Here is a 15,752-nt window from a genome sequence, read left to right as displayed (position 1 = left end):
TCAAGTCTATCAAAAGATGAATTTAATTCTCTCAATCTTTTTAATAAATTAGTAGTTCTGTACTAAAACAAATTAATGGATATTCATATATTATAATTTTTGTCTTGAATATGTTTTGTTATTTAGTGTATTTTGTTATAATGAAATTTAATTAAAATAAAGGTAAATCAAATGAAAAATAAAATCACACTTATTATATTATTAGTTGCATCCCTTTTTTCTGTTAGCTGTGCTAAAGAAGAAGTAAAGTCTTTAAAAATAGGTCTAATGCCTGCTGTTGATATAGCTCCAATTATGTTAGCTCAAAAAAATGGTTATTTTGAAGAAGAGGGTTTAGATGTTGATTTAGAGATTTATACAAGTGCTCAAAATAGACAAACTGCTCTACAAACAAATGAAATTGATGGTGCAATGACAGATATAGTTGCACTAATTACAAATAATGCAGAAGGTTTTGGACTAAAAGGCGTTGTATCCACAGATGGAATGTTCCCACTTTTAGTTAATCCAGAGCATAAAGATGATAAAGATATTAAAGTGGGAATGATGGAAATAAGTGTTTCTAATTATCTTGTAGAACAATATCTAAAAGATGATTACAATTATAAAAAAATATATATTACTGCTATTCCAACTCGTTTAGAAGCAATTAGTACTGGAGAAATTGATAGAGGATTGATTCCTGAACCAGTTGCTTCAATTGGAGAGATGAACGGATTAATTAAAGAAGTTTATGATGGTATTCCAAAAGAAAGCTTAGATATTCTAGCCTTTACTGATAAGGCAATATCAGAAAAATCAAAATCAATTGAATTGTTTATTAAAGCTTATGGTAAAGCCGTTGAAGATATAAATAAAGATCCATCTTTAGCAAGAGATGTGTTGATGGAAAACATTAAAACTTTACCACCACAAGTTAAAGATTCAATTACTTTACCTGAATATAAGGCACCAACATTACCATCAGATGAATTTATTAATGAATTAGTTGAATGGACAAGTAATCTTGTTGGAAAGACTTATGATATTAAGACAGATGATATTTTAGATAGAGGATTTATAAAATAATGATATATATAGAGAATGCTACTTTTAAGTATGATTCTACAGAAGTTTTTAAAAATTTAAATATAAAAATTGAACAGAAAAGTAATATTAGTATTGTTGGCCACAGTGGTTGTGGTAAAACAAGCCTTCTCTATTGTATTAAAGGATTAAAAGAACTATCAAACGGCGCAATTCATTTGGATGGAATAAAACAAGAAGATATTGGTTTATTATTCCAAGAGGATAGATTATTACCTTGGAAGAGTGTAAAAGCCAATATTTTATTAGGGTTAGAAAAAGATAATTCTGTACAAAAATATATTAATATGGTTGGATTAAAGGGCCATGAGAATAAATATCCTTCACAATTAAGTGGGGGAGAGAGACAAAGAGTTGCTTTAGCTAGAGTATTAATTAGACAACCTAAGGTATTACTTTTAGATGAACCTACAGCTAATTTAGATGAATTAACCAAAGAATCTCTTCAAGATAGTATATTAAAATTATCAAGAGAACTTGGTATGAGTTTAATTTTAGTTACCCACCATATCGAAGAAGCTGTTTATATGGGTGATAGGGTTATAGTTTTCGGCGATCAAATGAAAGATATTGATACTGAAGGCAATAATAGATTATCAGAAAAATATTTTAATAATGTTAAAGAAGTTAGACTTGCATTAAAAGGAAGAAGTAATGAATAAGGGTTATTTTATAAAAGGTGCTTTGCTATTATTAATTCCTTGGTATATTATTTCATTTAGTTTTTCTATACCAATACTTCCTTATCCACATTTGATTCTAAAAGAAGTCGTTTTAGAATTGATGAAGGGGCAAGTACTTCTTCATTTACTTGTAAGTCTTTATAGAGTTTTATCAGGAATTTTATTAGCCTTATTAATTGCTATACCCTTAGGTATTGTAATTGGGTTAAAAGAAACTACAAATAAAATATTAACTCCAATAATCTATTTATTTCAGCCTGTTCCAAAAATTGCCTTATTACCTATCTTTATGGTTTTATTTGGTATTGGAGATTTAAGTAAAATTCTAATTGTATCAATGGTAATCTTTTTCCCTGCAGTTTTAATGATTAAAGATAGTGTATTATCAATAAATTATCGCTATTTAGAATTAGCTAAAGCTTATCACTTATCTAAGCATCAAGTTTTAGTTGATATAATATTTCCAAGTATTCTGCCAAGTATTTTTTCTACATTAAGAATTTCTGTAGGGATTAGTTTATCTGTATTATTTTTTAGTGAGAATTTTGCAACTGATTATGGAATCGGTTATTACATAATGAATAGTTGGATAATGGTAAATTATCTTCAAATGTATACAGGTATTGTTTTTATAAGTCTTTTAGGTATTTTATTATATAAAACAATTGAAATAATAGAAAAGAAAATGATGCCTTGGAAACAAGTAGAACCTAGTAATAGTAATTAATATTTACTATTAAACTAGGTTCATATTATAAAATTATTTTAGTTCTATATTAGATTAGATAACGCAATTAAATCCAATTCCAAATTCATTATTACCGTTTATAATTGGATATGGCATAATCTTATCACTCAAAGCTATCTTTTCCCCATTAGTACTATTTGAATCTAAATTTCTAGTTAGATAAGTGGTAAATATTTTTCCAGCTAATGAGGAACCCAAAACTATTGATATATTTGTCTTGGTATCTAAATTCATTCCATCAAGAAGTAAAGTAGCAAAATATCCAACTAATGCACCGCCTAAGCCACCAACGGAAACTAAACCACTTCTAGATGAAGACCATTTAATTTGATCCCAAAGTAGAAGAGAACCTAAATAAGCAACATCGGTAACTCCTAAGCCTAATGCTAAAGTATTTTTCAAACTAGTACTTTCAAAAATAAAGGTACTTAACCAATAATAGTAGTTTGCCCAAGCATAGGTCTGTAGACCAAACCAGCCTTTACCTTTTTGTAATTCTTTATCCTTTAATCCATAATAGGATAGTAACAATGAACCATTTAATGTTGCTAATTGGGAAGATAATAGAACTTTTTCTTCTAAATCTGTATTGCCATTAAATATATCATATTCATAGGCAAGACCTTGTAAGTATAAAAAGTTACCCATAGATACAGCTTGATTAGACATAATCCTTGAATAGAATTCTGATGAAATAGGTTGGTCTTTTGATAATAGATAAGCATTTCCAATTCCTAAGCCAACCCCAGCAAGACCAGATAAGCCCATTGTAATAGAATTTTGATCAACATTAAAAATATCTAGTAACAAAAAGGAAGTGTAGGAAAGTGTTGCAAGATTATTTAAGTAGAAAGGTACAATCCCTGAATTATCTACTTTGTTGTTTAGTTTATAAAGATAATCACTAGCTTTTAGATGATATTGTGAATTTGGAAACTGGTTAACTAAAGTATTAAAAGAGGCTTTAGCTTTTCCTGAATCTTCTTGAACCATTGATTCTAATCCATCAATGTATAATGAAACATCATTATTTGCAAATAATGGATAACTTAAAACAAATAATAAAACTACAATAAAAATTTTTTTTCTCATATAATGTCCTTTCTCTGCTTTTATTCTAACATGCTCTTTTGAAATTTATAAGAAAAATAATGATTAAAATGTTTTTTTTAAATTAAAAATTGTTCAATTTTTGCTTTTAAAGAAAATTGTTAATTTTTAATGAAAGATACTTATAAATTAATTAATGTGCTATAATATAAATAATCAATTAATAATTTTGGGAGGGAAAATTATGAAAAAAATTGTTTCAATTTTGATTCTTGTATTATGTAGTACTGCCTTATTTGCTGAAGGTTATTCTGAAATGCAAGAAGCTAAAGCTAAAACAATTACTGTTTTAGCTACTACTGACATCCATTCTGATATTTGGGGATTTTCTTATGAAAACGATAAAGAAACTACAAATACAGGTATGGCAAGAGCTTACACTTATATTAAAGAAGTAAGAAAAGAAAATCCTAATAATGTTATTTTAGTTGATAATGGAGACACTATCCAAGGGAATATTTTAACTGATGACATTTACAATAAACAAGATGGACCACATCCTGTTATTCAAGCTATGAATTATATGGGATATGATTCAATGACTTTAGGAAACCATGAATATAACTTTGGAATAGGACTAATTAATAGAATTATTGCTCAAGCAAATTTCCCTATTCTTGCAGCAAATGTTAGTTATTTAGATGGTACTCCTTTAGCAAATGCTTACACTATTATTGAAAGAAATGGTACAAAGATTGGTATTATTGGAATTACTAATCCTAATGCTCCAACTTGGGATGGTGATAAAGTTGCAGCACTAAAATTCTCTAGTGGTGCAGATACCTGTAGAGCTGTAATTGATGAAATCAAAGATAAATGTGATGTTTTAATTTGTGTAGCTCACTTAGGTGAAACAGCAGAATTTGATCAAGATTTTGAAGGTGATGCAGGAAATAAAATTGCAGAAGAATGTCCTGAATTAGATCTTTTAATGTTAGGTCACTTCCATAGTAATGTCCAATCAGAAGTTAATGGAGTTAAAATTCTAGAATGTGCTAAAAATGCAGCAAGTGTTGCAAGATTTGATATTTCTATAAATGCAAATAATGAAGTAACAGGTGTTGAAACTCAATTGGTCGATATGTCTTCTTATGAACCATCTAAAGAAATCAGAGAACTTCCAATTGTTGCACAAGCTCATCAAGCAACTCGTGATTTCATAAAAGGCGGGGTAAAGGATGAAAATGGTGAAGTTCAAAGTGTAGCCTTAGGTGTTGCAAGTGAAACTTTCCAACCTGTTAATGAAATGAAAGGCATTCCTGAAGGAAAATTAAAAGATACTGCAGTTATAGACTTAATTAACAAAGTTGAATTATTAAATAGTAATGCTGATGTAGTAACAGCTGCATTATTTAAGGATACAAGTGATTTACCAAAAGGTGATTTAAACTATGGTAATATTTTTGATATCTATAAATATGATAATACCTTATATACTGTTGAAATAACTGGTGCTGAATTAAAAGAATATATGGAATGGGCGGTTAGAGGCCTAAATACTTTCCAACCTGGTGATTTGAATATTTCTTTTAACAAAGAATATCCTGGTTATCTTTATGATATGTTTGCTGGTGTAAATTACGAAGTTAATGTATCAAAACCAATCGGAAGTCGAATTGAAAATGTTACCTTTAAAGGTAAACCTCTAGATCCAAATCAAAAATTAATTTTAGGTGTTAATAACTATAGATATTCTGGTTTGAAAGCAGCAAAGATTATCTCTGGAAAGAGAAATTGGGAAAGCTCTAATTCAATTAGAGATATGCTAGTTAGATACTTAGAAGAAAAAGGTACAATTTCTCCTGAAGTAGATAATAACTGGAAATTAACTGGTTATAGTTGGGATGTTGATTTGAGAGCAAAAGCTTGTGAATTAGTTAATAATGGAACAATAGAAACTCCATATAATAAGAGTTTAACAAAAGCAGATTTATCAAATTATTAAAAGTAGACTTATAAATTAAAAGTTTTTATCTTCCCCATATGTTGGAAATTTTCGATATATGGGGATTTTTTATTTATTTTATATAACTTATTTTTTAATAACTATATTTATAGTAAGAATATAGGTTTTTAATGATTTTATCAAAATTCTTTCACTAATGAAAAAAATGAATACTTTCTTTTATCAAAATTGTGATGTATAATTTTTTGATAACAAAAAAGAGAGGGTTCAATGTTAGATTTAGGATCATTGAGAGAATTAAACTTATTATCGCTATGTGTTCGTCTATTTTTAGGTATCATTTTTAGTGGATTCTTAGGTTTTTCTAGAAACATCAAACAAAGACCAGCAGGAATTAGAACCTATATGCTTGTTAGCATTGGGGCAGTATTAACAATGACTTTAGCTCAATTTGAATCTGTTATGATTAATACAATATGGTATGATGCATATCAGCAAAATGGGATAGGTCTTGATTTAAGTCGTTATGGAGCACAAGTAATTAATGGTATTGGTTTTTTAGGTGCTGGTTCCATTATATTATCAGGTAGTCAAAAAATTAAAGGAATGACAACTGCTGCTGGGTTATGGGCATCAGGATGTATGGGATTGGCTTTAGGTGCTGGCTTCTATGAAGGAGCAATAATAGGCTTTATTATTTTATTAATCTGTTTGTTAGTTCTTCCTTTAATAGAAGATTCCATTTTATTGAAATCAAAAAATATGAACGTATATGTAGAGTTTAGATCAATTAAATCTTTGAAGCATGTAATCGAATTAATTAAATCATTAGATATTTCTATTTTTGAGATGGATATTGTAAACAATTTTGACGATCCAAAAACATTAATAGGTGCTAATTTTTATATGCAACTTAGCAAGAAAAACATAAAGCATTCAGAGGTAATAATGGCACTTTCTGAATTTGATGAAATATGTAATGTAGAAGAAATATAGGGGCAAGATAGATGGAATATTTAAGACAATTTAATTTAGTATCGATTCTAGTGAGATTACTTTTAGCAATGTTTTTAGGTGGTCTTATTGGGCTTGAGAGAGAAACAAAACGTAGACCAGCTGGATTTAGAACCCATATTCTAATATGTGTAGGTTCTGCCCTTACTACAATGACATCCCAATTTTTATATTTAGAATTACATATGTTCACTGACTTAGCAAGACTTGGTGCACAAGTAGTTGCTGGTATGGGGTTCATTGGTGCTGGAACAATTATAATTACAAAAAGAAAAGATGTAAAAGGATTAACAACTGCAGCAGGTCTTTGGACTACAGCTATTATCGGTTTATGCTTAGGTGCTGGTTATTATGAAGGTGGTATTGCAGCAACACTAGCTGTTTTATTTATTGAGTTAGTCCTTGGAAAATTTGAACATAAATATATTAAAAAATATACTAGAGTTATTTTCTATATGGAATTTAGAAAGAAAGGCACTATAAAAAGTATTTCTAAAATCTTAGATGATAATAAGATGACGATAGTTGATATGGAAATGAATAAAGCTAACAAACTTACTAAAGCATTTGTTACTATAAAAGTAAAAAATGCTAATGTAATTGATACTGCTATTGAACAAATTGCAGCAGTTGAAAATGTTGAATTTGTTGATACATTAACTCAATAATTTGCTAACAATAACATAGTAAAAACTAATAAATATGATTTTTAAAAGCTAGTATATTTTTAATAAAATAACTAGCTTTTAGTTTATTTACTATTAGTTAATTAATCAAAATTGTGTTACATTATTTTTATAAAAAAACTAGTTTTTATTTATTTTAGTAAAATAATGAGATGAAAAAGTAGTTACAAAATTACTAAAAAAATCAAAAACAGTATAACAAATTTTAGTTTTTATAAATTTTAATTAAGTATTTTTCCATTATAATATATTCCGACAAAAAAATATTAAATGTTAAAAATAATTGTTTCTGATATTGTAGTTTTTTATAAATGGTAGTAACCTAGTTATACTAATTTGAATTAATTAAGGGGTGTATATGTTCAAGCATAACGTAGTATATAATTCAATCAAAGAAAAAATAGTAATTGGCGGCTGGTATGAAGGAATGTTAATACCTTCTGAAACACAATTGTGCGAAATGTATGATGTATCAAGAATTACTATTCGCAGAGCTTTAAAAGAATTGGAATATAGTGGTTATGTAAAAAGGATCCAAGGAAAAGGGACTTTTGTTAAATCAAGTAATCGCGATGCAATAGAAATTACTGCATCAGATGAAAAAGATGATACCATTTCATATGAAATACTAGAATGTAAAAATGTAGCAGCTGAAGCTGAAGTTGCTAGAAAATTAAATATTGGTGAATATGAAGAAGTTTTATTTTTAAAGAGAATTCGATACAGAGGAAGTAAGCCTGAAGCTTATATCCATACATGGTGTTCTTCTTTGAGTGTTTATGATATTAAAGATTATGATTTAACTTCTCAGAAAATTTTATCAGTTCTATCTGATGTAAAGAAAAAATTGATTGATGCTGAAAGCCTAACTATAAAACCAATAGTACCTAGTGAAAATGTTTGTAAAGTTATTAATTTAGAGCCAAATTCTGCTCACGCATTGTTAAGAAGAGTTTCTGTTGATTCAGAGGGAAATCCTTGTGAATATACTAAGGCTGTAATTAATTCTAGTGATTTAGAATTTACGATTAGTTCTTGGGTAAAGCAAGATAGCTATAAAACACTTTAATAACATTTTTAGGTGTTGTTTTGTCTAAATTAAACGATTGGGCTAGAAGCCTAAAGAAACAAATAAAAATAATTTATTTTGTTTATTTAGATGAAGCGGCATCTAAATGGGTAAAAATTTTAATCTTTATTACTTTGGCTTATGCATTAAGCCCTATTGATTTGATTCCTGATTTTATTCCAATTCTAGGATATCTAGATGACTTGATTATTCTACCATTGATGATTTTACTCGTGTTAAAATTAGTGGATTCAGAAACTATAGATAGGGCTAGGCAAAAGGCTGAACAAAATGAATCTTTAAAACTTCCAGTATCAAAAGTGGGAGCATTTTTTGTGCTTTTATTTTGGTGTTTAATTTTCTTTTTAATTATAAAGTCAATAATAAAATAATAGTTGTATTATATAATATTGATAGGACGCAAATAAAATACATCTTTTTTTACTTGTATTTGTTAAGAATGTTATGTATCCTATTTTTGACAGATATTTTATTTATGTAAGGGAAGGGGTTTATGCAAAGAACAATTGTTAGGATGCTCGAAGAATCTGCAAAAAGATATGGAGATAGAGCTTATACAACAAAAAAAATTGATGGAACTTGGATTCCATGTTCTTTTAAAAAAACTGATGAAGAAACTTCTTGTATTGCTGCCAGTTTATTAAAACGAAAATTTGCTGCAGAAGAAAAAGTTGCTATTTTAAGTGAAGGCTCTAGTGAATGGGTTAATTTAGAACTAGGTGTTATTAAAGCAAGAGGTATTAGCGTTCCTCTTTCAATTAAATTAACTGAAATTGAAATTGCTTTTAGAGTAAATCACAGTGAAGCAAAGATTATTGGTGTTTCCCATAATACTATTGAGAAAGTAATAAAAGCTTATAAAGAGTTTGATCATAAAGTTATTTTGGTTTATCTAAACAATGCTGATGAAAGAATAGAAAAAATTGCTAAAGATATGGATTGGAAAAAAGATGAAGATTATTTTATCTATTCTGATTTAGTTGATGCAGGTTGTAAAGTTTTAGAAAAAGATAAAGATATTGTAAAAAAATCAATTGAAAAAATCGATGAAAATGATGTTATAAATATTTGCTATACTAGTGGTACCACAGGGAACCCAAAAGGTATAATGTTAACTCATTTGAATTATTGGGCTAATAGTCATGATGCTGTAGAGTTGTTTAAACTTCCTGATGCATCTTTTGAAACTTTGATTGTTTTACCAGTAGACCATTCATTTGCTCATACAGTTGGTATTTATACAGCCTTCTTAAAAGGAATTACATTACACTTTGTAGATTCCGGTAAAACAAATGCTTCAATTATAAGAAATTTCCCAAAGAATTTAAAAGAAGTTAATCCAACCTTTATGATGACAGTTCCATCAATTAGTGGAAGCTTTATGAAAAAAATGAGGCAAGAAATTCACAAAAAAGGTGGCCTTATTGAAAAGATTTTCCAAAATGGTGTTGAAGCAGGAATTATTAGAAATGGTGATGGTAATACAAAACCAAAAGGTTTTATTAGAGTTAAAACTTTCTTCCCATATTTTATTGCAAATGTATTGATTTTTAAGAAATTAAGAGAAGTCTTTGGTAATAGAATTCAATACTGTGTAGGAGGCGGGGCTTTATTAGAAGCAAAACAACAACACTTCTTTGCAGCAATTGGAACTCCTGTTTATCAAGGATATGGGTTAACAGAAGCTGCTCCTATTATTAGTAGTAATAGTCCTACAAGTTATAAATTTGGAACTAGTGGTAGAGTTGCTCCATCTGTTGAATGTAAAATAATGTTAGATGATGGTGTAACGGAAGCAAAAGTAAATCAAAGAGGTGAAATTGTAATCCGAGGTGAAAACGTTATGAAGGGGTATTTCAAAAATGAAAAAGCCTCTAAAGAAGTTTTAAGAGATGGTTGGTTATTCACCGGTGATTTAGGCTATTACGATGAAGATGGATTCTTAGTTGTAACTGGTCGTGCTAAAGCTTTATTAATTAGTAAAGAAGGGGAGAAATATTCTCCAGAAGAAGTTGAAGAGGTTATGTACAATAATATCGATATTATTAATCAACTTTTAGTTTATAATGATCATAGACCTTCAACTACTGCTTTAGTAACTTTACAAGAAGATAATGTTAAAGCTTTATTAGAAGCTAATTCTATAAAAAATGTAAAAGATGCTTATGAATTAATTAATAAAACTTTAAAGAGTTATGAAGATAAAGCTAATATGATTCCATCAATGTGGCATCCAGCAAGATTTGCTATTATTCAAAAGCCTTTTAGTGAAGACGATGGTTTAGTTAATTCCACTATGAAATTAGTAAGATATAAGACTATTGAATTCTATAAGGATAGACTTGATTTATTATATTCAGATACTGAAGGAAATAGGAAAAAGAATTTAGAAATATTAGAAAAAATGTTCTTTTAGTATTTTTTAAAAATGGGCTAGAAGCTTTCTAGCTCGTTTTTTTTTAAAATAATTTTATTTTTCAATAGTTTTGGGGTAATAAATAAAAATTTATAGAATGTCGTTTTGTACATTTTTGATATTATTCTATATATATGTTAAGTATAGGTAGCATATATTTTCTTTTTTTGAAATAAAATATTACGAATTCGTAACTTTTAGATGTTTTTTGGCTTTTAATATTGTAGAATATATTTGTTAATAGAATCTATTTTATTAAATGTTTTTTTAAATAGGGGATTTAGTAAAATAAGTAAAACTCTATTTTACGGAGGAAAAAAGATGAAAAAGAGAATAATTGGTATTTTAGCACTTCTATCTATAGTTCTTTTACTCTCCTCTTGTGACATTTCAACTTTGTTAGATAATTTAAAAGGTAATGCGTACGAAGACATTTTAGATATCGATCTAGTTGGAGAACAAGCTCAAGAAGCTGTAAATACTGTAGTAGAAGCAACTGAACCTGTACAGGAATCAAAAACCGATGTAGTAGAAGGGTCAGTAGTAAAGGTCGATAGTGTTCAAAGTGTTGATGTTCCAGAAGGTGTTACACCTCAAGCAGATTTAGAAACTCAAGCTTTTACAACTGTTGGTGCTTTACTAGATAGTAATAAAGTCGTTGTAGTAGATGATTCTGTTGTCCCAACCTTACCAAAACAAACTGAAGAACAAAAAACAGAACTAAAAGCAACAGTAGCAACAGCATTATCTGGTGAAGGGGAAGATGAATTTGTAGAAAGCTTATCTGCTGGTGCAGATGATGATCAAGTAATTGCGGCACATAATACTGCAGTTATAGTAACTAGTGTTGTTAATAGTATTAATGATACTGTCGCTGGGTCTACTAATTTACCTGATCAGTTTAAAGAAGACTTTAGTGAAATTACAGAAGCCTTAACAATAGGACTTCCTGAAAATCCAACTAAAGCTGATATTTTAAATGTACAATTAGCTAGTAACTTAGTTAATAGTATGACTAATGCTTTAAACATTATTGCTGGAGATGGTGAAATTGCTGATATTGATCTTGGAGACACCACCGTTATAGATTCTCCAGAAGTTCAAGAAGCTTTGTTAGGCGTCGTAAGTGATGCAGCCTTTTTGGTTAAAGTTGCAAAAGCTCAAGGATCAACTTCTGATTTAATTAATAGTATTGATATTAATAATTTAATTTCAATGTTCTCATCACGTGATGCAAAACTAGTATCATCGAGAGTAGGTATTGACCCAGCTCCAAGTACTACTTATGAAACATATTATTTACCAGAAGAGAGTCTTCAATATTTGAATGGATTTAGAGGAACACTTGATTTAATCTTAAGAGATATTTTAGGGGTAGACCCTGATACAAATACAATGGATAAAGCTAAATTTGAAGCAGCTATTAAAACTTATAAAGCTCAGAAAGTTGCATTTGGTAACTTTATTTCTGCAGCAAGAACAGGTAAATATACTTATGCAAAAGTTAGAGCTGATGATAGAGCAGTATTCTGTGGTGTAACAGGTTTAATTAACTACACTATTGCAGTTGTATTAACCAACATTGAAGATGTAATGGAAGTTGTAATAGCCGATATAGATGATGAAGTAAATTATGGAACAATAGAACAAATTGTTGACTTATTGTTATCTAAAAACACTGCACTAATAAATTCTGATGAGCTTACAACAACAACTCCAATAGTAAGCCCTGGAATTGTTGAAGATCTTGGTGACTTACCAGAATATAATGATATTAATACTGCAATTGATCACTTAGGTGTTAGAACCATTGCACGAAAGTATTTCAAAAATGCAATTTTACTAGTTACATTAGGTACTGATAATCCAAATGATAGTATTTTATTAGAAATGTTAGAATCAATGCAATCAGAAATTGTTCCAACAGTTTAGGAGGATAGTTAATTATGAATAAATTTAAAAAAGTAATATTAAGTATTATGGTTTCTGGATTAATAATTGCTACCCCAGTCTTTGCAACAGTTGATTCTGCTCTATTAGATACAGCTACACAAGTTGCAAGAACCTCTGCATTTATGCCAGTTAGTAGTCATCGAATGGCTATGGGTGGTGCAGGATTAGGATTGGGTGGCTTCTACGATAGCTACTTATATAATCCAGCAAATTTAAGTAAAGATGGATTTAAGATTGTATTACCATCACTGACTTTAACAGTAAATAATGTATATAATTTAATGATTCCTGAAGATGGTAGTGACGATATTATTACTATATTAGAAGAAGGTGGTGATAATGCACCTGTAAAATTAGGAACTCTATTATTAAAATCTATCCCATTTGGATATGGGGAGATAATGAGTCTTAATACTAATATAGGATTAAAGACAAGAAGTTTAGGTTTGGACTTAGCAGTTCAACAAAAACTTAGAAGTTATAATGGTGGCGGAGACTATACAACTGCATCAGCAATTAGTGAAACTAATATTGCTGCAACAGTAGCTTTAGGTTTTAACATTCCACTTATAAAAGATATTTTATCAATTGATGTTGGAGCATCAGGTGCATTTAATTATAAGGCATACTCAATGGCTTTAGATGCAAATGAAGCAATTAATATTATCAGTTTAATTAATAGCGGTAGTAGTGCAGAAACAGCTGTTATGGAAAGTATTCCATTTGCAAGTGGATACGCTATTCCAGTTACTGCTGGTGTAAACATCAATTTACCTCTTGGTTTGACAATAAGTGGTGTTGGTAGAAACTTCAATGGTAATTACAACATGGTTGGATTTACTAATCTTAAGAGTTTAATCAACAATGATGAAACACTTGTAGCATTAATTGGTGAAAATACTCTAGATACAACAAATACAACTGTTCCTACAGCCGATGATAAGTTTGTTGTTGAAGTTCCTTGGACTGTCGATGTTGGTTTAGCATTTGCTCCATCAACTCCTTTAGATGGTTTAATTAAAGCTCAATTTGCTTTTGATTTCATTGATTGTTATGGAATAATTGAAGATATCATTAATGAAACAAGAACTCCAATTCAACTACAAAGTGACGCATTAGCATCCTTAAATGCTGGTGTTCAATTGAGACTTCTTAGTTTAGTTGATGTAAGAGCTGGACTTAGTCAAGGATATAAGAGTGTTGGTGTAGGACTAGACTTATTAGTTCTTCATTTAGATGCTTCTTATTATTGGAGAGAATATGGTGATGTATTAGGACAAAGTCCTTCAGATGCATTAAGTTTAAAATTCTCATTTTTAAGTAAATAACAAAGTATAAAAAATAAAAATAAGATCGTTATAAAGTCATAAATTGACTTGTAGCGATCTTTTTTTGTTGAAATATAATTTATATATTTCTTTACATTATAAATAAATATTATTATGAATTTATTATATTTATTAGGTATATAACTATAAAACTTTTAAAAAAGTTTTTTTTACATTACTTATGTTTAGATAAAAACTTAGTATACTTATTAATTAGTTAAAAATTCATACTTTTTTTGTTTTTATTTTATGAATGTGATGTAAAATTATAATGTTAGTTAAATATATAGTTTATTTGTGTTATAAAATTTAAACACCATTGGGAGGGTAGTATGAAAAAAATAAAGATTTGTTTTTTTATAATTTTATTATTAGTAAGTTCTAATAGCATTTTTGCAACTGATTCAACTTTTTCATTTGAAGATGATGTTAAAACTCAAGTAGTTAGAACAACTTATTATATGCCAACTAGTAGCCATAGATTAGCTATGGGCGGGGCTGGTTTAGGTTTAGGCGGTTTTTATGATAGCTATTTATATAACCCTGCCAATATTAGTAAAGATGGGTTTAAATTAGAAATACCTTCATTAACAATTACTCTAAATAATGTTAATAGTTTAATTAATCCAGTTCTTGATGTTGATAATATTTTTGAAACAATTGAAAGATTGGATTATGATCCAAATGCAGAATTAGATTTAGCTAATTTGTTTATTAGTTCAATCCCAGTTGGGGCTTCACAGGTTATAACCCTTGATACAAATGTCGGTTTTAAAACAAGAATGATTGGTTTAGATTTAGCAGTTCAAGAGAAAGTTCATAGTTATAAAAATGATATAAACGATAATACAATTTCTTTAATTAGTGAAACCAATATTGCAGCAACAATGGCAATAGGATTCAATTTAACTTTAATTAAAAATGTCTTATCAATTGATCTTGGAGCAAGTGGAGCATTTAAGTTTAGAGCATATTCTGCTTCAATGGATAATATAAATTCAGCAAATCTACTAGATGAAGAGGCAATTGGAGATTATTTAATGGAAAGCATCCCATTTGCTAGTGGATATGCAACTCCTATTACTCTTGGTGCAAATATTAATTTGCCATCAGGGATTTCAATTAGTGGAGTATATAGAAACTTTAATGGCAATTACTATATGACTGGTTATCCTAATTTAAAAACCTTAATAAATAATGATGAAACCATAGTCGCATTTGTTGGAGAGAATTCTTTAGGTGATGATTCTAGTGCTTCAGATTTTGAAAGCTTTGTAACTAAGAGTCCTTGGAGTGTAGATTTAGGTCTATCATATGAACCAAAATTACTCAATGAAGGTTTAGTAAAAGCTCAATTCTCTTTAGATTGTATTGATTGTTATGATTTATTATTTAATCCAAGTTCAGAGAATCAAGCTGATAGTTTAATTAATCAAGATTTTATTGATTCTTTATGTTTTGGTGCTCAATTTAGATTCTTGAATATGATAGATTTTAGAGCTGGAATTAATAACAATTATATGAGTATAGGAACTGGAATTGATTTCTTAATGCTACATATGGATGCTTCTTATTTGTGGAATAATGATACAACTCCAATATCAAACGATGCGTTTAGTTTAAGATTTTCAATTTTAAGTAAATAACATTAGATAAAAAATAATACTCTTTAGTTTCACTAAAGGGTATTTTTGTGTAAAAACATTATACAGTATTTTGTTAGAAAAGTTAT

At 28.8% G+C, this 15,752-nt stretch carries 13 protein-coding genes; 12 read left to right on the top strand and 1 reads right to left on the bottom strand.

From position 1 onward, the window contains the following. The first annotated feature begins 171 nt into the window (after positions 1-171). From ACZ5RS_RS13755 to ACZ5RS_RS13745, 3 genes are read left to right on the top strand one after another with little or no spacing between them, the layout of a single operon-like run. Entirely contained in the window at positions 172-1,068 is an 897-nt protein-coding gene (locus ACZ5RS_RS13755) for an ABC transporter substrate-binding protein (protein ID WP_464636395.1), read from the top strand. Next, positions 1,068-1,748: an ABC transporter ATP-binding protein gene (locus ACZ5RS_RS13750; RefSeq protein ID WP_464636394.1), complete on the top strand. Its 681-nt coding sequence runs from the start codon at positions 1,068-1,070 to the stop codon at positions 1,746-1,748. Before ACZ5RS_RS13755 ends, ACZ5RS_RS13750 begins: the two co-directional genes overlap by 1 nt. Beyond that, positions 1,741-2,496 carry an ABC transporter permease gene (locus ACZ5RS_RS13745; protein ID WP_464636392.1) on the top strand — a complete coding sequence of 252 codons (756 nt, stop codon included), beginning with the start codon at positions 1,741-1,743 and terminating at the stop codon, positions 2,494-2,496. The genes ACZ5RS_RS13750 and ACZ5RS_RS13745 overlap by 8 nt, the downstream gene beginning before the upstream one ends. Positions 2,497-2,550: 54 nt before the next feature. On the opposite strand, the gene ACZ5RS_RS13740 is transcribed toward ACZ5RS_RS13745, so the two are convergent. Beyond that, the gene (locus ACZ5RS_RS13740) at positions 2,551-3,609 is read right to left on the bottom strand and encodes a hypothetical protein (protein ID WP_464636390.1); all 1,059 of its coding nucleotides are present in this window, start codon (positions 3,607-3,609) and stop codon (positions 2,551-2,553) included. 202 nt (positions 3,610-3,811) lie between these two features. Between ACZ5RS_RS13740 and ACZ5RS_RS13735 the strand changes: the two genes are divergently transcribed. The 9 genes from ACZ5RS_RS13735 to ACZ5RS_RS13695 all read left to right on the top strand — a co-directional run bounded on the left by ACZ5RS_RS13735 (position 3,812) and on the right by ACZ5RS_RS13695 (position 15,666). Beyond that, positions 3,812-5,572: a bifunctional metallophosphatase/5'-nucleotidase gene (locus ACZ5RS_RS13735; protein ID WP_464636388.1), complete on the top strand. Its 1,761-nt coding sequence runs from the start codon at positions 3,812-3,814 to the stop codon at positions 5,570-5,572. Between the two features lie 231 nt (positions 5,573-5,803). Next, the gene (locus ACZ5RS_RS13730) at positions 5,804-6,529 is read left to right on the top strand and encodes an MgtC/SapB family protein (RefSeq protein WP_464636386.1); all 726 of its coding nucleotides are present in this window, start codon (positions 5,804-5,806) and stop codon (positions 6,527-6,529) included. Positions 6,530-6,540: 11 nt separating this feature from the next. Beyond that, positions 6,541-7,215 carry an MgtC/SapB family protein gene (locus ACZ5RS_RS13725; RefSeq protein WP_464636384.1) on the top strand — a complete coding sequence of 225 codons (675 nt, stop codon included), beginning with the start codon at positions 6,541-6,543 and terminating at the stop codon, positions 7,213-7,215. 376 nt (positions 7,216-7,591) lie between these two features. After that, positions 7,592-8,302, top strand: a complete 711-nt coding sequence (locus ACZ5RS_RS13720) for a GntR family transcriptional regulator (RefSeq protein WP_464636382.1) — start codon at positions 7,592-7,594, stop codon at positions 8,300-8,302. A gap of 20 nt (positions 8,303-8,322) precedes the next feature. Beyond that, the gene (locus ACZ5RS_RS13715; protein ID WP_464636381.1) at positions 8,323-8,694 is read left to right on the top strand and encodes a YkvA family protein; all 372 of its coding nucleotides are present in this window, start codon (positions 8,323-8,325) and stop codon (positions 8,692-8,694) included. A 122-nt stretch (positions 8,695-8,816) separates the two neighbouring features. Then, complete coding sequence (locus ACZ5RS_RS13710; protein ID WP_464636379.1) at positions 8,817-10,739, top strand: AMP-dependent synthetase/ligase; 1,923 nt, start codon at positions 8,817-8,819, stop codon at positions 10,737-10,739. 321 nt (positions 10,740-11,060) lie between these two features. Continuing rightward, positions 11,061-12,671, top strand: coding sequence for a hypothetical protein (locus ACZ5RS_RS13705; protein ID WP_464636377.1), 1,611 nt, complete (start codon positions 11,061-11,063; stop codon positions 12,669-12,671). A gap of 14 nt (positions 12,672-12,685) precedes the next feature. After that, positions 12,686-14,020, top strand: coding sequence for a hypothetical protein (locus tag ACZ5RS_RS13700; RefSeq protein WP_464636376.1), 1,335 nt, complete (start codon positions 12,686-12,688; stop codon positions 14,018-14,020). A 332-nt stretch (positions 14,021-14,352) separates the two neighbouring features. Further along, positions 14,353-15,666 (top strand): hypothetical protein, encoded by a 1,314-nt coding sequence (locus ACZ5RS_RS13695; protein WP_464636374.1) that lies wholly within the window; start codon positions 14,353-14,355, stop codon positions 15,664-15,666. The last annotated feature ends 86 nt before the right edge of the window (positions 15,667-15,752 follow it).

This window comes from Pleomorphochaeta caudata (assembly GCF_055395745.1).
Note: the sequence above shows the minus strand (reverse complement) of the source record. Positions and strands in the feature narration are given on the sequence as shown.

What these genes read in the sequence shown, in the direction of transcription:
- ACZ5RS_RS13755 (WP_464636395.1), top strand. Translation starts at nt 172, where the DNA reads ATGAAAAATAAAATCACACTTATTATATTATTAGTTGCATCCCTTTTT.
- ACZ5RS_RS13750 (WP_464636394.1), top strand. Translation starts at nt 1,068, where the DNA reads ATGATATATATAGAGAATGCTACTTTTAAGTATGATTCTACAGAAGTT.
- ACZ5RS_RS13745 (WP_464636392.1), top strand. Translation starts at nt 1,741, where the DNA reads ATGAATAAGGGTTATTTTATAAAAGGTGCTTTGCTATTATTAATTCCT.
- ACZ5RS_RS13740 (WP_464636390.1), bottom strand. Translation starts at nt 3,609, where the DNA reads ATGAGAAAAAAAATTTTTATTGTAGTTTTATTATTTGTTTTAAGTTAT.
- ACZ5RS_RS13735 (WP_464636388.1), top strand. Translation starts at nt 3,812, where the DNA reads ATGAAAAAAATTGTTTCAATTTTGATTCTTGTATTATGTAGTACTGCC.
- ACZ5RS_RS13730 (WP_464636386.1), top strand. Translation starts at nt 5,804, where the DNA reads ATGTTAGATTTAGGATCATTGAGAGAATTAAACTTATTATCGCTATGT.
- ACZ5RS_RS13725 (WP_464636384.1), top strand. Translation starts at nt 6,541, where the DNA reads ATGGAATATTTAAGACAATTTAATTTAGTATCGATTCTAGTGAGATTA.
- ACZ5RS_RS13720 (WP_464636382.1), top strand. Translation starts at nt 7,592, where the DNA reads ATGTTCAAGCATAACGTAGTATATAATTCAATCAAAGAAAAAATAGTA.
- ACZ5RS_RS13710 (WP_464636379.1), top strand. Translation starts at nt 8,817, where the DNA reads ATGCAAAGAACAATTGTTAGGATGCTCGAAGAATCTGCAAAAAGATAT.
- ACZ5RS_RS13705 (WP_464636377.1), top strand. Translation starts at nt 11,061, where the DNA reads ATGAAAAAGAGAATAATTGGTATTTTAGCACTTCTATCTATAGTTCTT.
- ACZ5RS_RS13700 (WP_464636376.1), top strand. Translation starts at nt 12,686, where the DNA reads ATGAATAAATTTAAAAAAGTAATATTAAGTATTATGGTTTCTGGATTA.
- ACZ5RS_RS13695 (WP_464636374.1), top strand. Translation starts at nt 14,353, where the DNA reads ATGAAAAAAATAAAGATTTGTTTTTTTATAATTTTATTATTAGTAAGT.